The sequence below is a fragment of the Pseudocitrobacter vendiensis genome, from assembly GCF_943590815.1.
GTDB classification, from domain to species: Bacteria; Pseudomonadota; Gammaproteobacteria; order Enterobacterales; family Enterobacteriaceae; genus Pseudocitrobacter; species Pseudocitrobacter vendiensis.
Window position 1 is genome coordinate 405,712 of sequence record NZ_CALSBS010000001.1, and the last position, 21,564, is coordinate 427,275.

The following is a 21,564-nucleotide window of genomic DNA, read 5'->3' on the forward strand; positions in this document are numbered from 1 at the left end:
GATGACAACCCAATACGGTTTTTATATTGATTCGAGTCGTTGCACCGGCTGCAAAACCTGCGAGCTGGCGTGTAAAGACTACAAAGATTTAGGCCCGGACGTCAGCTTCCGTCGTATTTACGAATACGCGGGCGGCGACTGGCAGGAAGACAACGGCGTCTGGCATCAGAATGTCTTTGCTTACTATCTCTCTATTTCGTGCAACCACTGCGAAGATCCGGCCTGTACCAAGGTTTGCCCGAGCGGCGCGATGCACAAACGCGAAGATGGTTTTGTGGTCGTCGATGAAGATGTCTGCATCGGCTGCCGCTACTGCCATATGGCTTGCCCGTACGGTGCGCCGCAGTACAACGCAGCGAAAGGGCACATGACGAAATGTGATGGCTGCCACGACCGCGTGGCAGACGGTAAAAAGCCAATCTGTGTGGAATCCTGTCCGCTGCGCGCGCTCGATTTCGGCCCGATTGACGAACTGCGCAAAAAACACGGTAACCTTGCCGCCGTTGCGCCGCTGCCGTCTGCGCATTTCACCAAACCGAGCATCGTCATTAAGCCGAATGCCAACAGTCGCCCAACCGGCGACACCACGGGCTACTTAGCCAATCCGAAGGAGGTGTGAGATGGGAAGTGGATGGCATGAATGGCCGCTGATGATCTTTACGGTCTTTGGTCAATGTGTGGTGGGGGCGTTTATCGTACTGGCATTGGCGCTGTTAAAGGGCGACTTACGTACTGACGCACAGCAACGCGTGGTGACCGGGATGTTTGCGCTGTGGGTGCTGATGGGTATTGCGTTTATTGCCTCGACGCTTCACCTGGGTTCCCCAATGCGCGCATTCAACTCGCTGAACCGCGTGGGGTCATCGGCGCTGAGTAATGAAATTGCCAGCGGCGCAATCTTCTTTGCGGTCGGCGGCCTTGGCTGGCTGCTGGCGATGATGAAAAAACTGTCGCCAGCGCTGCGTGGGCTGTGGCTGATTGTCACCGCAGTGCTGGGCGTAGTATTCGTCTGGATGATGGTGCGTGTGTACAACAGCATTGATACCGTGCCGACCTGGTACAGTGTCTGGACGCCGATGAGCTTCTTCCTGACGCTGTTCATTGGCGGCCCGCTGCTGGGCTATCTGCTGCTGCGTGCGGCCGATGTCACCGGTTGGGCGATGCGTCTGCTGCCTGCCGTTAGCATCGTTGCGCTGGTGGTGAGCGTGGTGGTTGCGCTGATGCAGGGCGCTGAACTGGCGACGATTCACAGCTCTATTCAGCAGGCGTCAGCACTGGTGCCGGATTATGGTTCGTTGATGGCCTGGCGCGTGGTGCTGATTGCCCTTGCGCTGGTGTGCTGGGTTGCGCCGCAGCTGCGAGGCTATCAGCCCGCGCTGCCGCTACTGAGCATCGCCGTGGTGCTGGTTATTGCGGGTGAGCTGATTGGTCGCGGTGTCTTCTATGGCCTGCATATGACCGTTGGCATGGCGATTGCCAGCTAAGTTATTGCGGGTATGAAAAAAGCCAGGGCATCGCGCCCTGGCTTTTTAATGCTTTTTATCATGAAATTTTTCGACCAATCGTTCCGGCACGTTCCGGTAATAAACGAATAAAAACAATGAAATGATTGGTGGCGTGAATTTATTTCCGCTTCGTTGGATAAGAAACATCAATCGTCGCCCTATATTCCCCGCAGCCCCCGTCAGACGGGCGATTGACTTTAATCATGGCCGTGGCATGATGCGCTCGAAATCTGATCATCCTCACGGTTTTTACCCATGAACACCTATACTCGCCCGGTGCAGCTGTTGCTCTGTGGCTTACTTTTGTTGACTCTGGCGATCGCGGTATTAAATACGCTCGTCCCGCTTTGGCTCGCCCATGAAAACTTGCCAACCTGGCAGGTCGGGATGGTCGGATCCTCCTATTTCACCGGTAACCTGGTGGGAACACTGCTGACCGGACGCCTGATCAAGCGTATGGGGTTTAACCGTAGCTACTACATTGCCTCCGCGATTTTTGCCGTGGGCTGCGTAGGCTTGGGGGTGATGGTCGGGTTCTGGAGCTGGATGTTCTGGCGCTTTGTTGCGGGCGTGGGCTGCGCAATGATTTGGGTGGTCGTGGAAAGCGCGTTGATGTGCAGTGGCACATCGCGTAACCGTGGGCGTCTGCTGGCGGCCTATATGATGGTGTACTACGTCGGTACCGTGCTGGGTCAAATCATGGTCAGCAAACTGCCAACCGATCTGCTGACCGTGTTACCGGTGATGACGGGACTGGTACTGGCCGCCATTTTACCGATGCTGTTTACGCGTATTAACAATCAGCAAGATGAAACACATGTTTCGACCCGCGTGTGGTCGATGTTCACGCTGCGTCAGGCACGCCTTGGCGTTAACGGCTGCATTATCTCCGGGATTGTGCTGGGCTCACTTTACGGTCTGATGCCACTCTATCTGAACCACCAGGGCGTCAGTGATTCCGGTATCGGTTTCTGGATGGCGGTGATGGTCAGCGCGGGCATTGTGGGGCAGTGGCCGGTTGGCCGCCTGGCGGATCGCTATGGCCGTCTGTTAGTACTGCGTGTTCAGGTCTTCGTGGTGATCCTTGGTTGCCTTGCAATGCTGAGCAATGCAGCAATGGCGCCGGCGTTATTTGTTCTCGGTGCCTCCGGCTTTACGCTTTACCCGGTGGCGATGGCCTGGGCCTGCGAAAAAGTGGAACATCATCAACTGGTATCGATGAACCAGGCGCTGCTGCTGAGCTATACCATCGGTAGCCTGCTCGGCCCGACGCTGACGGCAATGCTGATGCAGAATTATTCCGATAACCTATTGTTCGTGATGATTGCCTGCGTCTCGTTTGTCTATTTGCTTATGCTGCTGCGTAAAGCCGGGCATCATCCGACGCCCGTGGCGCATGCCTGATCCGCACTCAAAGTGAAAGCCCGATAATTCAAATATTATCGGGCGTTACGATTATTTCGCCTGCGCCAGAATATTCCCTTCCCAGCCTTTCTGTGCATAGTCATTAAGACCGCTGATGGTTTTCACCGGCTGACCCGCACTGAAGTTGATTTGTTTTAAATCCACCCACACCTGTGAGGCGGCAAAGGTCGATTTAAAGTGATATTCCTGATGCGAGAGGTCAGATATCGTTGTCCAGTACGTGCCAATACCTTTGTTGTTTTCCGGTTTCTTACTGTATTTCGCGTACATATCTATGACTTTTTGCTCGCTACTTTCTGCCGGAATACCGATCGGGTAGGCCACGTTATTGATGACCGACAGGACAAATCCCTGAGCCTGGTTCTTGTTTTCCGGTTTTGGAAGATTTTGCAAGTTCCAGCTGGCGCGTACCAGACGCTGGTCTGCGTCAAGCCCGGTTGGAATAGCGTCGCGTTTCGCGTGGCTGAAGCGCGCGAGATTCGCTAACTGTTTATCGTAAGACGGTGGGTTAGTCATGACGCGGTAATTTTTATCGTGGTAGATATTCACTTTGCCATTATCAATTTCAATGATGGCCGAGTCGCCGCTCTTATCCTCGATCGCGATATGTTTAGTATCCGTCGCGTAATCCACCGGCAGTTTAGCCGCAGCCAGACGCACGTTATGGCGAATTCCTTCGACGGCATCGTTAACCGTCGCATAGTTATCAAGGATATAGCTTAACCACGCCCGGCTTTCCAGCACTGGCTTTTCCTGATTATCCTGCTGTACCTGCGAGCCATTCATATAAAACAGCGTATGCCCCGCCAGGCCGGCTTCATTCATACCATCCATTGGAAAGACACCATCGGCATAAACTACGACGCTGCCATAACGTGTGGTCCAGTGCGCCGCTTTAGCGCTGTCTCCGCCATTATGGGCGATGCCTTTTGGGGTGATTACCAGTGACGGATCGACAGGGCCAAAGAAATCCAGGTTGCGGGCGGTGACCATATAGCCCGGAAACATGTTCATAAATGCGCGGGTACAGGCATCGGCGCTGACACTTACCCCCGCAGTGAGTACCAGACCCAATGCGACGGCGGAGATTTTTTGATTCTTCATTTTTCTTCCTCAGTTAAGTTCACCCGTCTATGTTAGGGTTAATATGCCCAGCACGATAAATCACTTAACGGGGGAATATCCCCCGTAAATGGATAAGAAACCTATGGAGCCGATTAATTTTTCTCTGGCGCAAATTGAAGCGTTTGCCTGCGTTTGTGAGTGTGGAACCCTGACACAGGCGGCGAAAAAACTAAAGAAGGACAGGACGACGGTAAGTCAGCTTATTGATTATCTTGAAATAGATTTAGGTTATGTCCTGTTTGATCGCACTAAGCGTCCGCTTGAACTGACCGATTCCGGCAAACGCCTGTATCGCCAGGCACGATTGTTTTTGCATGAAGCTCAGGCTTTTTCGCAGGTTGCTAAGCAACTGCCCGATCAGCTCAAGACACAACTGACGCTGTGCTATGACCCTTTCACGCCGCGTGATTTTTTACTCAGACTGGCAAGCACTCTCGCGCAGCAACATATTTCACTGGATCTGCTGATGTGTGAACGCCAACAGGCGGAGCGTTGGCTGGATGAAGGGAAGGCGGACATCGGTATATATCAGGCTCTGAATCGTTCGGTTAACGATCATCTTAAATGGCGAGCGGTGGGGGCTATTTCGCTGTCTGTCTGGGCGCGAAAGGGCTTTTTCCCGGTCTCGCCGGTATCGATGTTACACCTCGCCGCCAGCCCGCAACTGGTGCCGTTCTGCATGTTGCAGCAGGCGCTGGCGCAGCGTATTCAAATTGCCGACCGTATCATTCGCGTTAATGAAATCACGTTGCTGCAAAAACGGTTGTCCGCCGGAGACGGCTGGGCTTTTTTACCGCGCCATTTTGGCGTAGAAGGGTGGGAAAATGTTGAACGTCAGGAGACCGAGGCGGGCGATAAGGGGTTAACGCATCCGATGGTTGCGCTGTGGAAGCCTGGGCAGATACAACCTAATCAACTGGAGCAGGTTTGGGATGCGATTGATATGACGTGGAGAGAGGATGCGTGACTCCTGATGCGGAGTCACGCTAAGGGTTTTAGTACATCACCTTATGACCATACTGTTCCAGAATGCCTTTTACGCGTTCCATGGTCTCTTTTTTCGGCGGATGGACGCCATCCAGTTTGTATTCTTCGCCCATCGCCACCCATTTATGTTTACCCAGTTCATGATACGGCAGCAGTTCGATTTTCTCGACGTTGCCCATATCGCGGGTAAATTCGCCCAGACGGTGCGCGGAATCGTCATCGTCTGACCAGCCCGGAACCACCACGTAGCGGATCCAGACGTTGATCTCTTTTTTCGACAGATACTGTGCAAATTCCAGCGTGCGATGGTTGGAGACGCCAACCAGATTCTGGTGAATTTCATCGTTCATCTGTTTGAGATCGAGCATCACCAGATCGGTGACTTCCAGCAGTTCATCGATGACCGGATCGTAGCGACGCACAAAACCATTGGTATCGAGGCAGGTGTGGATGCCTTCTTTCTTACAGGCGCGGAACCAGTCACGCACGAACTCTGCCTGAAGAATGGCTTCGCCGCCGGATGCGGTCACACCGCCGCCGGACGCGTTCATAAAGTGGCGATAGGTCACCACCTCTTTCATCAGTTCTTCAACAGTCACCTCTTTACCGCCGTGTGTATCCCACGTATCACGATTATGGCAATAGAGGCAGCGCATCAGGCAGCCCTGGAAAAAGGTGATAAAACGGATACCTGGGCCATCAACGGTGCCACAGGATTCAAAGGAGTGAATGCGACCAGTTACAGACATTGCAGTGTTATCTCCAGTTTTTCCCCGCGTCCGGCAGGGGCGACGATCATGACTTCAGGCCGTCTTGAGTTTATTTTGCACGTTAATTTCATTATAGAGATTAACCCGCAAAATAGGCTCGGAGAGAGTAGGGCACTTATAAGAAAGGCCCCACTTACGCGGAGCCTTTATTGTACGCTTTTTAAATCGCGATTTCAGTCAAATCCATTACATGGACTGAGTGAAGGTACGAGTAATAACGTCCTGCTGCTGTTCTTTAGTCAGGGAGTTAAAACGTACTGCGTAGCCAGATACGCGGATGGTCAGCTGCGGATATTTTTCCGGGTTTTCCATCGCGTCGAGCAGCATTTCGCGGTTCATAACGTTAACGTTCAGGTGCTGACCACCTTCGATAGACGCTTCGTGGTGGAAGTAACCATCCATCAGGCCTGCCAGGTTGGTTTTACGAACGTCGTCGTCTTTACCCAGTGCGTTCGGAACGATAGAGAAGGTGTAAGAGATACCATCTTTAGCGTAAGCAAACGGCAGTTTTGCAACGGAGGTCAGAGAGGCAACAGCACCTTTCTGGTCACGGCCGTGCATTGGGTTAGCACCTGGTCCGAACGGAGCGCCTGCGCGACGACCGTCTGGGGTGTTACCGGTTTTCTTACCATACACAACGTTAGAAGTGATGGTCAGAACAGACTGAGTCGGGATAGCGTTACGATAAGTAGTCAGTTTCTGAATTTTCTTCATGAAACGTTCTACCAGGTCAACAGCCATGTCATCGACGCGAGCATCGTTGTTACCAAACTGCGGGTATTCGCCTTCGATTTCGAAGTCGATAGCCAGACCGTCTTCGTCACGAATCGGTTTAACTTTCGCATATTTGATTGCAGACAGGGAGTCAGCCGCTACGGACAGACCCGCGATACCGCAAGCCATGGTACGGATAACGTCACGGTCGTGCAGCGCCATCAGAGAAGCTTCGTAGCTGTATTTGTCATGCATGTAGTGGATGACGTTCAGTGCGGTGACGTACTGTTTAGCCAGCCAATCCATGAAGTGATCCATACGGTCGATAACTTCGTCGTAGTTCAGCACATCGCCTTTGATCGGTTCAGATTTCGGACCAACCTGCATTTTCAGTTTTTCATCAACGCCGCCGTTGATTGCGTACAGCATGGTTTTCGCCAGGTTAGCACGCGCACCGAAGAACTGCATTTGTTTACCAACGATCATCGGGCTTACGCAGCAAGCGATAGCATAGTCATCGTTGTTGAAGTCTGGACGCATCAGATCATCGTTCTCATACTGCAGAGAAGAGGTATCGATGGACACTTTCGCAGCGTATTTTTTGAACGCCAGCGGCAGTTTTTCAGACCACAGGATAGTGATGTTCGGTTCCGGAGACGGGCCCATGGTGTACAGGGTGTTCAGGAAACGGAAGCTGTTTTTGGTAACCAGAGTACGGCCATCAACGCCCATACCACCGACGGATTCAGTTGCCCAAATCGGGTCACCGGAGAACAGTTCATCATATTCAGGAGTACGCAGGAAGCGAACCATACGCAGTTTCATGACCAGGTGGTCAATCATTTCCTGAGCTTCTTGTTCAGTGATTTTGCCTGCTTTCAGGTCACGTTCGATGTAGATATCCAGGAAGCTGGAAGTACGACCGAAGGACATTGCAGCGCCGTTCTGAGATTTAACCGCAGCCAGGTAGCCGAAGTAAGTCCACTGGATAGCTTCCTGAGCGTTAGTAGCCGGACCAGAGATGTCGTAGCCGTATTTAGCAGCCATCTCTTTGATCTGACCCAGCGCACGGTGCTGTTCAGAGATTTCTTCACGCAGACGAATAGTCGCTTCCAGGTTCACACCGTTTTCCAGGTCAGACTGGAGAGAAGTGAACTGAGCGAATTTGTCTTTCATCAGGAAGTCGATACCGTAAACGGCGATACGACGGTAGTCACCGATGATACGACCACGACCGTAGGCATCCGGCAGACCAGTCAGGACGCCAGATTTACGGCAACGCAGGATGTCCGGAGTATAAACGTCGAACACGCCCTGGTTGTGAGTTTTACGGTACTCGGTAAAGATTTTTTTGATCATCGGGTCCAGTTCGCGATCGTACGCTTTGCAGGAACCTTCGATCATTTTGATGCCGCCAAACGGAATCAGCGCGCGTTTCAGCGGAGCTTCAGTCTGCAGACCAACGATTTTTTCCAGCGACTTGTTGATGTAGCCCGCGTCGTGGGAGGTGATGGTAGAAGCAACAGCGGTGTCGAAGTCAACAGGCGCATGAGTGCGGTTTTCCTGTTTAACACCTTCCATTACTTTGTCCCACAGCTCGGTAGTTGCTTTAGTAGCACCTGCCAGGAAGGACTCGTCACCCTCGTATGGAGTGTAGTTTTTCTGGATGAAGTCACGTAAGTTGACTTCATTCTGCCAGTCACCTTTAGTAAAACCTTCCCAGGCTGTGGCTAACTTTTCATTAAGCTCGGACATGTAACACCTACCTTCTTATGTGGATTTTTTATTTACTGCCTGACACAACGCTCACTTTAGTGATGGTCGCCTTCACGCAGGTAAATGACCCAGTATGTCAGCCCAACTAACAGGCCTCCGCCAATGATATTCCCGATAGTCACCGGAATGAGGTTATCAGTGATGAAGTTCATGATAGTCAGGTGAGAAAAACTATCCGGGGTTGAACCAACTGCGGTCCAGAACTCCGGGCTTGCAAAGTTGCGAATCACAATCCCCATTGGGATCATAAACATGTTTGCAATACTGTGCTCAAAGCCGCTGGCGACGAACATGGCAACCGGAAGAACCATAATCATGGCTTTATCTGTCAGGCTGCGGCCAGAGTAGCTCATCCAGACGGCCAGGCAAACCATCAGGTTAGCCAGGATGCCGAGTGCTACGGCTTCGATGAATGTGTGGTGCAGTTTGTGGTCAGCGGTTTGCAGGACGTTCAGGCCCCAGCCACCGTTGGCGGTCATATACTCGCCGGAAAGCCACATCAGCAGAACAAAGAGCAGACATCCTACCAGGTTACCAACATAGACGTTCAACCAGTTTTTCGCCAGTTGACCCCATGTGATGCGACCGCTGGCTTTCGCCACTACGATCAGTACCGTGGAGGTGAAGAGGTCGGCCCCGCAAATGACGCAGAGAATCAAGCCCAGTGAGAAGCAGATACCCCCAATCAGTTTCGCGACGCCAAAAGGCATTCCCGCGGTTCCTGTGGTGGCAGTAATGTAGAAAACAAAAGCAATCGAGATGAACACGCCCGCAGTAATCGCCAGATAAAAGGTTTTCAGCGGATGCTTCGTTGCTTTATAGACACCTGCTTCTTCGGCAACTTTGGCCATCGCGGCAGGAACAAGTAGATCAAAAGGGTTGTCAGCTTTCACACTAACTCTCTCTTTATTAAGTCGGCGACGAGATACTAACAAAGCATTATAGATGAGAATTTGATGTAGATCATATCTCGCCTGGCTTATAGGCCCGCAAATCGAATGGTTTTTCATCGAAAGCGGCATAACTTTTTGATTATCAAAATAAAAATAAATTTTAAAGTTTGCAATATCAGTTGATTTATTTCGTCCCCCTCCCGTTTTGCCAGTTAATTAAAATGGAGTAATGATCATTTAAATTAACATTATTGGTAAGCTACCAATAATAGTGTTTACTTGTGCGTAACGTAATTATCACATATTAATTTACGGCATTTTAGAAATAAAAAAAGGGCCGTTAAACGGCCCCACAATATAGCGTAGAGTAATCTTTAAACCTACTTATTCTCCGGTCTTTTTAGCCCTGCTTTGACCAAAACGCAGCTTTTGCACACTGCAATTTTTCGTAGGCCGCCAGTAGCGACTGGTGCGCCGGGAAGGCCACCAGATCGTTGTCAACGGCCTGCAAACCATAGAACGGCGCTTCTCCGCTCAGCGCAGCGCTGGCGGCTTCAACGGCTTCAGCACCGTACATACGAATAAACGCGTTCAGGTATTGCAGCGGCTGACGTTCTTCTTCCTGAGACAGCAGTAATAAGGTTTGCAGGCAGCGATAATAATTCGCCCGCTCAGCGCTAAAGATGGATGCGTTGAATTCCATTGTCCATTCGGTCCAGATCAGCGCCTGATCCAGATCGCCACCGGCCAGTGCAAGCATCGCTTTCAATTCACCGACACGCAGCGTATACCAACCATTGTCTTTGCCCGTTGCCAGGCCAAGCAGTTCACGCACGCGGGTGAAGTCGTCCAGACCTTCTTCATCAAGCTGCTCTATCAGATTCAGGTACTCTTCTTTTTCCCACTGACTATTTGGCAGGGTCATAATCGTTTCACGCAGGTGGCTACCCATATTATTGTTTGCCAGCCACAGATCTTCCGCAGGATAGATATCCGACATTCCCGGCACCAGAATACGGCAGGCGTACACGCCTAAATGCTCGTAATCCGCGATATACACTTCTTTATCCTCCGTGTTGAAGATCGCCATAAGGGTAGCGAACTCTTCTTCAGTGGTGCCGGAGAAGTTCCAGTCCACAAACGGATAGTCGGCATCCTGCTTAAAGAGATCCCAGGAGATCAAACCGCTGGAATCGATAAAGTGAGTTTCCAGGTTGGCATGCTCGGCGACTTCTTCATCATCAAAGGTTGGCGGCGTGAACACGTCCAGATCTTTCAGACCACGGCCCTGAAGCAGTTCCGTAACGGTACGCTCCAGCGCGACGCCAAAGTCCGGGTGTGCGCCGAAGGAGGCAAAGCAGGTGCCGTTTGCCGGGTTGAATAGCACGACGCAGATAACCGGGTATTTCCCCCCTAAAGAGCCGTCGTAAGCGAAGATAGGGAACCCTTCCGCTTCCAGTTTTTCAATAGATGCTACGACGCCAGGATAGCGCGCCATCACCTCTTTCGGGATTTCCGGCAAGCTGATGCTCTCGGCGATAATGCGGTTTTTAATGTGACGCTCAAATACTTCCGACAAGCCCTGCACGCGCGCTTCGTTAGCGGTGTTGCCCGCAGACATACCGTTAGAAACGTACAGGTTGCCGACGATATTCATCGGGATATAAATGGTTTCACCGTCAGACTGGCGAGTAAACGGCAGGCCGCAAACACCACGATCGGTATTGCCCGATTGCAGATCGACCATCAGGCTGCCGGTCAGTTGATCGTCAGGATCGTAGAACGCACGTAGTCGCGCATCAAGCAGGCCTTCCGGCAGTTCGTCATCTTCCGGAATAGGGAACCATTTTTCATTCGGATAATGCACAAATGGACCGTTAGCGATTTTCTCGCCCAGCCAGAAATCGGCGAAGAAGTAGTTGGTTGACAGGCGCTCGAAATATTCCCCTAACGCAGACGCCAGCGCGGCTTTTTTGGTTGCGCCTTTCCCGTTGGTAAAGCACAGCGAGCACGCCTTGTCGCGGATATGTACTGACCAAACATTTGGCACCGGATTCAGCCAGGAGGCCTCTTCGATGTCAAAGCCCAGGTCGAGCAGTTTTTTCTGGAAGCGAGCGATGGAATCTTCCAGTGCGGCATCTTTGCCGGGGATATAGGTTTGCGTCATGACGGTCTCATTTTTATCGTACGGAAAGCGCGCAATGATACGGGGTTTGGATTAATGACGCCATATTCATTGAAACTAAGATCGAATCGGGACGGATCGTGACTTCAGAAAGCGAGATGAAGACATGAATATTCAGTTAGCCACGGAACCTTTTTTTGTGGATGCGCGTAATTTGTTGATTTTTTAGCCTGCGATTATGGGGTGAGAAAAATAGGTTGAAATGATAGGTATTAGATTTTTTCTTTAAGAAAACAGTCGGATAGAATGGAATGGATTGTGTTCACTGCCGTGCAACCAGCTTACAAAATCCCCATCCCCACAGTGTCTCCCCGCCTGGTCTATCCTTATCGCAACTCCCCATTCAGGTAATAAAATGAAATCGTTCGATCTACACCGCATGGCGCTGGATAAAGTCCCGCTCGACTTCCTTGGCGAAGTGGCGCTGCGTTCGCTCTACACCTTTATATTGGTTTTTCTGTTCCTGAAAATCACCGGTCGGCGCGGCGTGCGGCAGATGTCGCTGTTTGAAGTGCTCATCATCCTGACGCTGGGCTCAGCCGCTGGCGATGTGGCATTTTATGACGATGTGCCGATGCTGCCAGTGCTGGTGGTGTTTATCACGCTGGCTGCCCTTTATCGGCTGGTGATGTGGCTGATGTCGCGTAGCGAAAAACTGGAAGATTTGCTGGAGGGGAAACCGGTCATTGTCGTGGAAGAGGGCGAGCTGGCGTGGGAACGTTTGCAATCTGAGAACATGACCGAGTTTGAGTTTTTTATGGAACTGCGGCTGGGCGGCGTTGAGCATCTCGGGCAGGTACGGTTAGCCATAATGGAAACCAATGGGCAGATTAGCCTCTACTACTATCCTGATGATGACGTAAAAGCCGGTTTGGTGATTCTCCCGGCGAGCTGCACGTCGCGCTTTACGACGATTCCCGAGGCAGCGGATTACGCCTGTGTCCGTTGCAGCGCAATTTTTCACTTTAATGCCGGGGAGCATCAATTATGTCCCCGCTGCGCAAATCCAGAATGGTCGAAGGCCAGCACCGCAAAACGCATCACCTGATAGCGGATTTCTCCATTTTCACTCGTCAATGCGGAAGATTCTGTTGTGTGACGTATGACGCATTTTATGACCACTCCGTATTACCCATTGCGGCGCGTGTCACTGAATGATAAAACCGATATCCACAGGAATAACTTATATCCGGGTGAAAACACCCGGGTAGACAACATTGCAACGTGGTGAGGGGAAATGGCTCAGGTCTTTAATTTCAGTTCGGGTCCGGCAATGCTACCGGCAGATGTCCTTAAACAGGCGCAAAACGAATTACGCGACTGGAACGGATTGGGTACATCAGTAATGGAAGTCAGCCACCGTGGGAAAGAGTTTATCCACGTGGCGGAAGAAGCAGAAAAGGATTTTCGTGACCTGCTCAACATCCCTTCCAACTATAAAGTGTTGTTTTGCCACGGCGGCGGTCGCGGCCAGTTCGCTGGCGTGCCGCTGAACATTCTGGGTGATAAAACCACCGCAGACTATGTTGACGCGGGTTACTGGGCAGCCAGCGCAGTAAAAGAAGCGAAGAAATACTGCACGCCGAACGTGATTGACGCCAAAATCACCGTTGACGGCAAGCGTGCCGTGAAGCCGATGAGCGAATGGCAGCTTTCTGACAATGCTGCTTATCTGCACTATTGCCCGAATGAAACCATTGATGGCATCGCTATCGATGAAACCCCGAATTTCGGTAAAGACGTGGTCGTTGCCGCTGACTTCTCCTCTACCATCCTTTCCCGCCCGATTGATGTCAGCCGTTTTGGTGTAATTTATGCGGGTGCACAGAAAAATATCGGTCCGGCAGGCCTGACGCTGGTGATTGTGCGTGAAGATCTGCTCGGCAAAGCCAATACCGCTTGCCCGTCGATTCTGGATTACTCCGTTCTGAACGAGAATGATTCCATGTTCAACACGCCACCGACCTTCGCCTGGTATCTGGCGGGCCTGGTCTTCAAATGGCTGAAAGAGCAGGGCGGCGTGGCGGCGATGGATCGCATCAACCAGCAGAAAGCTGAACTGCTGTATGGCGTCATCGACAACAGTGATTTCTATCGTAACGACGTTGCGGTGTCGAACCGTTCTCGCATGAACATTCCGTTCCAGTTGGCCGATAGCGCACTGGATAAAGTCTTCCTTGAAGAGTCCTTTGCGGCGGGTCTCCATTCGCTGAAAGGTCACCGCGTTGTGGGCGGGATGCGTGCGTCAATCTATAACGCAATGCCGCTGGCAGGCGTTCAGGCACTGACCGATTTCATGCAAGATTTCGAACGTCGCCACGGTTAATTTTTCGTTTTCATCCCCCGCAATAGTCGGCGGGGGTTTTTATTGTCGATTTTGAGAGTTGAGTTTCATGGAATCCCTGACGTTACAACCCATTGCGCGTGTTGATGGCACTATTAACCTGCCTGGTTCAAAGAGTGTCTCTAACCGCGCCTTGCTGCTGGCGGCTTTGGCACGCGGCACCACTGTCCTGACTAACCTGCTGGACAGCGACGATGTTCGCCACATGCTGAATGCACTGAGTGCGCTGGGAATTCAATACACCTTGTCTGCCGATCGCACCCGTTGTGAAGTCACGGGTAATGCAGGTCCGTTGCAGGCCAATGAATCACTGGAATTATTCCTCGGGAATGCCGGAACGGCGATGCGTCCTCTGGCGGCTGCGCTTTGTCTGGGTCACAACGATATCGTGCTGACCGGCGAACCGCGCATGAAAGAGCGTCCGATTGGCCACCTGGTTGACGCGCTGCGTCAGGGCGGGGCGCAAATTACCTATCTTGAGCAGGATAATTATCCACCGCTGCGTTTGCAGGGCGGCTTTAGCGGCGGCAACGTTGAGGTTGACGGTACCGTCTCCAGCCAGTTCCTGACAGCACTGCTGATGACCGCGCCGCTGGCATCGAATGACACCACCATTACTATCAAAGGCGATCTGGTTTCTAAACCGTATATCGACATCACCCTGCATCTGATGAAAACGTTTGGTGTTGAAGTGGAAAATCAACATTATCAGCGCTTTGTCGTGCGTGGCGGTCAGCAGTATCAGTCTCCGGGCCAGTATCTGGTGGAAGGTGATGCCTCGTCTGCGTCCTATTTCCTGGCAGCGGGCGCTATCCGCGGCGGAACCGTGAAGGTGACCGGGATTGGGCGTAACAGCGTGCAGGGCGATATCCGCTTTGCCGATGTGCTGGAAAAAATGGGTGCGACAGTTACCTGGGGCGATGACTACATTGCCTGTACCCGTGGTGAACTGAATGCCATTGATATGGACATGAACCATATTCCTGATGCGGCGATGACGATTGCCACCGCAGCGCTGTTCGCTAAAGGTACCACCACACTGCGTAACATCTATAACTGGCGCGTCAAAGAGACTGACCGTCTGTTTGCCATGGCGACAGAGCTGCGCAAAGTCGGCGCAGAAGTGGAAGAGGGTGAAGATTACATTCGCGTTACGCCGCCGACAAAATTGCAGTTTGCTGAAATTGGCACCTACAACGATCACCGCATGGCGATGTGCTTCTCGCTGGTGGCGTTGTCTGACACGCCAGTGACTATCCTTGATCCGAAATGTACGGCGAAGACTTTCCCGGACTATTTCGAACAGCTGGCGCGTATTAGTACGCTGGCTTAATTAACATCCTAATTCCAAAACGCCGACCTTGTGTCGGCGTTTTTTTTCGGACTTTCTGCGACTTCTTCATAGTGATAATCTTGATTGCTTTTGTAACATATTGATATTTAGATAAATTATATATAATCAATGGATGATTCACATGAAGAATACTAAACTTCTGCTGGCGCTGGCTGTCTCCGCTACGCTGCTCAGTGGATGTCAAAATACTCACGGTATCGACACCAACATGGCTATCAGTTCAGGTATGTCAGCTTATAAAGCGGCAACGTTGACTGATGCTGATGCCAAAGCCATGGCTAATCAGGGCTGTAAAGAGCTCGACAGCCAGAATCAGATGGCTGGCGCATCCAGCAAATACAGCAAACGCCTGGCGAAAATCGCCAAAGCGCTGGGTAATAACATCAACGGTACACCGGTCAACTATAAGGTTTACATGACCAGCGATGTGAACGCATGGGCGATGGCTAACGGCTGTGTGCGCGTGTACAGCGGCCTGATGGACATGATGAACGACAACGAAATCGAAGGCGTTCTCGGTCATGAACTGGGTCACGTCGCGCTCGGTCACTCTCTGGCTGAAATGAAAGCGTCTTATGCGGTGGTTGCTGCGCGTGATGCCATCTCTGCAACCAGCGGCGTGGCAGCTCAGCTCTCTCGCTCTCAGCTTGGCGATATCGCAGAAGGTGCCATCAATGCGAAATACTCGCGTGATAAAGAGTCTGAAGCCGATGACTTCTCTTACGATCTGCTGAAAAAACGCGGTATCAGCACTCAGGGCCTGGTCGGTAGCTTCGACAAACTGGCAAGCCTGGACTCCGGGCACACCAAATCGATGTTTGATTCGCACCCGCCTTCAACCGAACGTGCGCAGCATATCCGCGAACGTATCGCCTCTGACAAAAAGTAAAACATTGTCATCTTTTGGGCTGGTCCTGTGCCAGCCCGCTATAATTAGTGTTCACAATTCCTACCATTTTTGGCGTTAATTCCGTAATTCGCAGACAAAGGTAACTGTCAGGCGTAGACATGCGTATAATGCGCGCGTTTAGGTTCTATACGCCTTGTGTTGAAGGAGATAAAGATGACGGCAGTTGCCCCGGTAATCACAATTGATGGACCAAGCGGTGCGGGTAAAGGCACCCTGTGTAAAGCGATGGCTGAGGCTTTACAGTGGCATTTATTGGACTCGGGAGCCATCTATCGTGTTCTGGCGCTGGCCGCGTTACATCACCACGTCGACGTGACGTCGGAAGATGCGCTGGTTCCGCTGGCCGCTCACCTGGATGTGCGTTTTGTCTCAACGGAAGGCAACCTGGAAGTGATTCTGGAAGGGGAAGACGTGAGCGGTGAAATCCGCACCCAGGAAGTGGCGAATGCCGCTTCACAAGTGGCGGCTTTTCCTCGCGTTCGCGAAGCGCTTCTGCGTCGTCAGCGCGCGTTTCGTGAAGCGCCGGGCTTAATCGCCGATGGCCGTGATATGGGTACGGTGGTATTCCCTGATGCGCCAGTAAAAATTTTCCTCGACGCCTCATCGGAAGAGCGTGCGAATCGCCGCATGCTACAGTTGCAGGAAAAGGGCTTTAGTGTTAACTTTGAACGCCTTTTGGCCGAGATACAGGAACGAGACGACCGCGATCGCAACCGCGCCGTGGCGCCGCTGGTTCCGGCTCCTGATGCTTTAGTGTTGGATTCCACCACCTTAAGCATTGAGCAAGTGATTGAAAAAGCGCTACAATACGCGCGCCAAAAGTTGGCTCTCGCCTAATACGCGACCGAATTTGCAGTACCCCCGTTGCAATGGAGTGACAGCGGGTATGTTAAACAACCCCATCCGACACGGAGTCAGGTGGACGTTAAATATGAAACCTGAAGATTAAACATGACTGAATCTTTTGCTCAACTCTTTGAAGAATCCTTAAAAGAAATCGAAACCCGCCCGGGTTCCATCGTTCGTGGCGTTGTTGTCTCTATCGACAAAGACGTCGTTCTGGTTGATGCGGGCCTGAAATCTGAGTCTGCAATTCCGGCAGAACAGTTCAAAAACGCAGCTGGCGAACTGGAAATCCAGGTTGGTGACGAAGTTGACGTTGCTCTGGATGCAGTAGAAGACGGCTTCGGTGAAACCCTGCTGTCCCGTGAGAAAGCTAAGCGTCACGAAGCCTGGATCACGCTGGAAAAAGCATACGAAGAAGCTGAAACTGTTACCGGTGTTATCAACGGCAAAGTTAAAGGTGGCTTCACTGTTGAGCTGAACGGTATTCGTGCGTTCCTGCCGGGTTCCCTGGTAGACGTTCGTCCGGTTCGCGATACTCTGCACCTGGAAGGCAAAGAGCTTGAGTTCAAAGTAATCAAGCTTGATCAGAAACGTAACAACGTCGTTGTTTCCCGTCGTGCCGTTATCGAATCCGAAAACAGCGCAGAACGCGATCAGCTGCTGGAAAACCTGCAGGAAGGCATGGAAGTTAAAGGTATCGTTAAGAACCTCACTGACTACGGTGCATTCGTTGATCTGGGTGGCGTTGACGGCCTGCTGCACATCACTGACATGGCATGGAAACGCGTTAAGCATCCGAGCGAAATCGTAAACGTTGGCGACGAAATCACTGTTAAAGTGCTGAAATTCGACCGCGAACGTACCCGTGTATCTCTGGGCCTGAAACAGCTGGGCGAAGATCCGTGGGTAGCTATCGCTAAACGTTATCCGGAAGGTACTAAACTGACCGGTCGCGTAACCAACCTGACCGACTACGGCTGCTTCGTTGAAATCGAAGAAGGCGTTGAAGGCCTGGTTCACGTTTCCGAAATGGATTGGACCAACAAAAACATCCACCCGTCCAAAGTTGTTAACGTTGGCGACGTAGTGGAAGTTATGGTTCTGGATATCGACGAAGAACGTCGTCGTATCTCCCTGGGCCTGAAACAGTGCAAAAACAACCCATGGCAGCAGTTCGCGGAAACCCACAACAAGGGTGACCGTGTTGAAGGTAAAATCAAGTCTATCACTGACTTCGGTATCTTCATCGGCCTGGACGGCGGCATCGATGGCCTGGTTCACCTGTCTGACATCTCCTGGAACGTTGCAGGCGAAGAAGCAGTACGTGAATACAAAAAAGGCGACGAAATCGCTGCAGTTGTACTGCAGGTTGACGCAGAACGTGAACGTATCTCCCTGGGCGTTAAACAGCTCGCAGAAGATCCGTTCAACAACTGGGTTGCTCTGAACAAGAAAGGCGCTATCGTAAACGGTAAAGTGACTGCAGTTGACGCTAAAGGCGCAACCGTAGAACTGGCTGACGGCGTTGAAGGTTACCTGCGTGCTTCTGAAGCATCCCGTGACCGCGTTGAAGATGCAACTCTGGTTCTGAGCGTTGGCGACGACGTTGAAGCTAAATTCACCGGTGTTGACCGCAAAAACCGTGCAATCAGCCTGTCTGTACGTGCTAAAGACGAAGCTGACGAGAAAGATGCAATCGCGACTGTTAACAACAAACAGGAAGACGGCAACTTCTCCAACGCAATGGCTGAAGCATTCAAAGCAGCTAAAGGCGAGTAATTCTCTTACTCTTCGGTCGGATTATCAGCCGAAGAATCATGAGATTACTTGACAGATTACGGTTTTCGTTCTGTAATCAAGCACAAAGGGCGGCTACGGCCGCCCTTGTTTAAGCTGTTAGCTAATTTTCCTTGAAAGGAAACCGGAGGAATTATGACCAAGTCAGAATTGATTGAAAGACTTGCCAGCCAGCAATCTCACATCCCTGCAAAAGCAGTGGAAGATGCGGTAAAAGAGATGCTGGAGCATATGGCCTCAACCCTCGCACAGGGTGAGCGCATTGAAATCCGCGGTTTCGGCAGCTTCTCCCTGCACTATCGAGCACCACGTACCGGGCGTAACCCGAAGACTGGCGATAAAGTGGAACTTGAAGGCAAATATGTGCCGCACTTTAAGCCGGGTAAAGAACTGCGCGATCGCGCCAATATTTACGATTGAGTTTGTGCCGTGCGTTAACGGTTTAACTTGATTGCGAAAAAAGCACCTGCGGGTGCTTTTTTCATTTCTTGCGTTCCCGCATCACCGTCACTCCCCACGCTTTCTGAATCCCCCTCGCAAAATCTTTTGCCGTTTGCTGCAAACTCAACATTGTCTGGAAGACGCCTCGACGCATCCGATTTTGCCCCACGACAAGGCATGACGCCCGCGCGACACTCGGCACAACAAGGAGGTGTTGATGCGTGTACCACAGTTTGCCTGCTGCGTGATTCTGGGGATGCTCCCTTTGATTTGGCTGCCTGTGCTTCCGCCGTTACCGATCATTAAAGCGGCCATTATAGTGCTTAGCCTGGTAGCGTTTATTCGCCCAAAACGAGGTGTGCGGATTCTGTGTCTACTGGGATTACTTTTTTGCTGGGGCGTGCTGGCCGCCTGGCAGGTGCAACTGTCTGCGCTGCGTATTCCTGGAAAAAATCAGACCGTCGAGATAGTGCTTAGCCAGACTGACGGACAAACTACGCATCAGGGTAACATTACCCGTTTCAACGGGCAGCGGCTTTTCCCGACGCCGCTCATCACGTTGTATGGCAACTACTTGCCACAGCCACCGTGCGCAGGTCAACGCTGGGCAATGACGATTCGCGCACGCGCGGTGCATGGTCAGCTTAATGATGGTGGATTTGATTCTCAACGCTACGCGCTGGCGCAGCATCAGCCTCTGACCGGACGATTTATCGATGCCACGCCGCTGGATCTCACGTGTACTCTGCGCGCGCGGTTACTGGCGTCATTACAGGCCTCTCTTACAGATTATCAATGGCGCGATGTGCTGCTGGCGTTAGGGCTCGGCGAACGTCTGCGCGTTGACCCGGAAATTAAACGGCTGATGCAACAAACCGGCACTTCGCATTTGATGGCGATTTCCGGGTTACATATCGCGCTTGGCGCATCGCTGGGCTGGATGATTATTCGCGCGTTACAGTTTTTCCTGCCGTGCCGCCTTATTAACTGGCGCCTCCCGCTGATTGGCGCATTAGTCTGCAGTTTCCTTTACGCCTGGCTCACCGGGTTACAGCCCCCGGCAGTACGTACGGTAGTGGCAGGTGGGATTTGGACGCTGCTGCGGCTATCCGGGCGGCGATGGCGTGGCTGGGACGTATGGCTGTGCTGCATTGCGACTATCGTATTCATTGACCCATTAGCGGTGTTGTCCGACAGCCTGTGGCTCTCTGCTTTCGCGGTAGCCACGCTAATTTTCTGGTATCAGTGGGTGCCACCGCCGCGCTGGAAGGGATGTAGGGCGTGGTGTTTTCTGAAAGAAATGTTCTATCTGCAGTCAGGATTGATGCTATTGCTAATGCCATTGCAGGTGCTGATGTTTCACGGCGTCAGCACCACCTCGCTGGTGGCGAATTTGCTGGCGGTACCGGTGGTGACGTTTGTGATCGTGCCGTTGGTGCTTTTGGGAATGTTACTTCACCTAAGCGGGCCAATGGCACTTGAGACGGTGGTCTGGGTTTGCGCTGACACGGTGATGGGATGGGTATTTGCGTATCTGCGTAGCTTGCCAGATGGATGGCTAAGCGTGGATTCGCGCTGGGCGTGGGCAACGCTCATTCCGTGGATGCTGATCATCGTCTGGCGTCTTCACGGCTGGCGTACTTATCCTGCGCTCTATCTGTCTGGCGTAGCGCTGTTAACCTTCCCCCTGTGGCGCTCGACGCCCAATGACCGTTGGCAGGTCACCATGCTGGATGTGGGGCAGGGGCTTTCCGTCGTTATCTCGCGACATAATAGAGCGATTGTTTATGATACGGGTCTCGCGTGGCCTGGCGGCGATAGCGGAACACAGCTGATTATTCCCTGGCTGCGCTGGCGTAATCTGACCCCGGAGGGGATTATCCTGAGCCATGAACATCTGGACCATCGAGGCGGTTTTGACAGCCTGCATAACGCCTGGCCGAAAAGCTGGGTACGGAGCCCTTTAGGTTGGAATGGGCATCAGGGCTGTTTTCGCGGTGACGCCTGGCAATGGCAGGGATTATCTTTTCGGGTGCTCTGGCCGTTATCAGCAAACAGACAAACCGGTAATAATGGTTCCTGTGTTATTCGTATCGATGATGGTAAAAACAGCGTCTTGCTGACTGGCGACATCGAGTTATCGGCAGAAATGGCCATGCAAAGCCATTACTGGGAGCATCTTAGGTCTACAATTATTCAGGTGCCGCACCATGGCAGTAATACCTCGTCAGGCATCGCATTATTACAGCAGGTTAACGGGCAAGCCGCGTTGGCTTCCGCATCCCGCTATAACGCGTGGCGTCTGCCTTCGGCGAAAGTGAAGACGCGCTATCAACAGCATAATTATGCATGGTTCGACACCCCGCATCAGGGGCAGATTACGGTCACTTTTTCTGCCAGTAAGTGGAAAGTAGAAGGCTTACGGGATCAACTTTTACCTCGTTGGTATCATCAGTGGTTTGGCGAGGGGCAGGATAACGGGTAGAATATGC

17 protein-coding genes are annotated in these 21,564 nt (G+C 52.0%); 12 read left to right on the forward strand and 5 right to left on the reverse strand.

All coding sequences use genetic code 11. The annotated features are described in order from the left end of the window. The first annotated feature begins 1 nt into the window (after nt 1). The 3 genes from dmsB to NMC31_RS01900 all read left to right on the forward strand — a co-directional run bounded on the left by dmsB (nt 2) and on the right by NMC31_RS01900 (nt 2,909). Entirely contained in the window at nt 2–619 is a 618-nt protein-coding gene (gene dmsB / locus NMC31_RS01890) for a dimethylsulfoxide reductase iron-sulfur subunit DmsB (protein ID WP_015965110.1), read from the forward strand. 1 nt (nt 620) lies between these two features. Continuing rightward, complete coding sequence (locus NMC31_RS01895) at nt 621–1,484, forward strand: dimethyl sulfoxide reductase anchor subunit family protein (protein WP_253896757.1); 864 nt, start codon at nt 621–623, stop codon at nt 1,482–1,484. Nucleotides 1,485–1,760: 276 nt separating this feature from the next. Then, the gene (locus tag NMC31_RS01900; protein WP_149461499.1) at nt 1,761–2,909 is read left to right on the forward strand and encodes an MFS transporter; all 1,149 of its coding nucleotides are present in this window, start codon (nt 1,761–1,763) and stop codon (nt 2,907–2,909) included. 51 nt (nt 2,910–2,960) lie between these two features. Here NMC31_RS01900 and NMC31_RS01905 read toward each other — a convergent pair whose 3' ends face one another. Continuing rightward, on the reverse strand, nt 2,961–4,034 hold the full coding sequence (locus NMC31_RS01905) for a linear amide C-N hydrolase (RefSeq protein ID WP_253896758.1): 1,074 nt from the start codon (nt 4,032–4,034) through the stop codon (nt 2,961–2,963). Between the two features lie 88 nt (nt 4,035–4,122). Between NMC31_RS01905 and NMC31_RS01910 the strand changes: the two genes are divergently transcribed. Then, nucleotides 4,123–5,022, forward strand: a complete 900-nt coding sequence (locus NMC31_RS01910; RefSeq protein WP_366938198.1) for a LysR family transcriptional regulator — start codon at nt 4,123–4,125, stop codon at nt 5,020–5,022. Nucleotides 5,023–5,050: 28 nt separating this feature from the next. Here the strand turns inward: NMC31_RS01910 and pflA are convergent, their stop codons facing one another. The 4 genes from pflA to ycaO form a co-directional block, all read right to left on the reverse strand. Continuing rightward, nucleotides 5,051–5,791, reverse strand: coding sequence for a pyruvate formate lyase 1-activating protein (gene pflA / locus NMC31_RS01915; RefSeq protein ID WP_149461501.1), 741 nt, complete (start codon nt 5,789–5,791; stop codon nt 5,051–5,053). 207 nt (nt 5,792–5,998) lie between these two features. Further along, entirely contained in the window at nt 5,999–8,281 is a 2,283-nt protein-coding gene (pflB, locus tag NMC31_RS01920; protein WP_253896759.1) for a formate C-acetyltransferase, read from the reverse strand. Nucleotides 8,282–8,337: 56 nt separating this feature from the next. Then, nucleotides 8,338–9,195, reverse strand: coding sequence for a formate transporter FocA (focA, locus tag NMC31_RS01925; RefSeq protein WP_149461503.1), 858 nt, complete (start codon nt 9,193–9,195; stop codon nt 8,338–8,340). Between the two features lie 400 nt (nt 9,196–9,595). Further along, nucleotides 9,596–11,362 carry a 30S ribosomal protein S12 methylthiotransferase accessory factor YcaO gene (ycaO, locus tag NMC31_RS01930; protein ID WP_253896760.1) on the reverse strand — a complete coding sequence of 589 codons (1,767 nt, stop codon included), beginning with the start codon at nt 11,360–11,362 and terminating at the stop codon, nt 9,596–9,598. Between the two features lie 373 nt (nt 11,363–11,735). Between ycaO and NMC31_RS01935 the strand changes: the two genes are divergently transcribed. The 8 genes from NMC31_RS01935 (at nt 11,736) to NMC31_RS01970 (ending at nt 21,557) form a co-directional block, all read left to right on the forward strand. Beyond that, complete coding sequence (locus NMC31_RS01935) at nt 11,736–12,428, forward strand: DUF421 domain-containing protein (RefSeq protein WP_253896761.1); 693 nt, start codon at nt 11,736–11,738, stop codon at nt 12,426–12,428. A 189-nt stretch (nt 12,429–12,617) separates the two neighbouring features. After that, nucleotides 12,618–13,706 carry a 3-phosphoserine/phosphohydroxythreonine transaminase gene (gene serC, locus NMC31_RS01940; RefSeq protein ID WP_149461506.1) on the forward strand — a complete coding sequence of 363 codons (1,089 nt, stop codon included), beginning with the start codon at nt 12,618–12,620 and terminating at the stop codon, nt 13,704–13,706. 67 nt (nt 13,707–13,773) lie between these two features. Beyond that, entirely contained in the window at nt 13,774–15,057 is a 1,284-nt protein-coding gene (gene aroA / locus NMC31_RS01945) for a 3-phosphoshikimate 1-carboxyvinyltransferase (RefSeq protein WP_253896762.1), read from the forward strand. Nucleotides 15,058–15,199: 142 nt separating this feature from the next. After that, nucleotides 15,200–15,967 carry a metalloprotease LoiP gene (loiP, locus tag NMC31_RS01950; RefSeq protein WP_149461508.1) on the forward strand — a complete coding sequence of 256 codons (768 nt, stop codon included), beginning with the start codon at nt 15,200–15,202 and terminating at the stop codon, nt 15,965–15,967. Nucleotides 15,968–16,141: 174 nt separating this feature from the next. Next, entirely contained in the window at nt 16,142–16,825 is a 684-nt protein-coding gene (gene cmk, locus NMC31_RS01955; RefSeq protein WP_253896763.1) for a (d)CMP kinase, read from the forward strand. 114 nt (nt 16,826–16,939) lie between these two features. After that, complete coding sequence (rpsA, locus tag NMC31_RS01960) at nt 16,940–18,613, forward strand: 30S ribosomal protein S1 (RefSeq protein WP_015965095.1); 1,674 nt, start codon at nt 16,940–16,942, stop codon at nt 18,611–18,613. Nucleotides 18,614–18,766: 153 nt separating this feature from the next. Further along, nucleotides 18,767–19,051: an integration host factor subunit beta gene (gene ihfB / locus NMC31_RS01965; RefSeq protein ID WP_015965094.1), complete on the forward strand. Its 285-nt coding sequence runs from the start codon at nt 18,767–18,769 to the stop codon at nt 19,049–19,051. 238 nt (nt 19,052–19,289) lie between these two features. Beyond that, a complete protein-coding gene (locus NMC31_RS01970) occupies nt 19,290–21,557 on the forward strand; it encodes a ComEC family protein (RefSeq protein WP_253896764.1) in 2,268 nt (755 codons plus the stop codon). Nucleotides 21,558–21,564 lie beyond the last annotated feature (7 nt).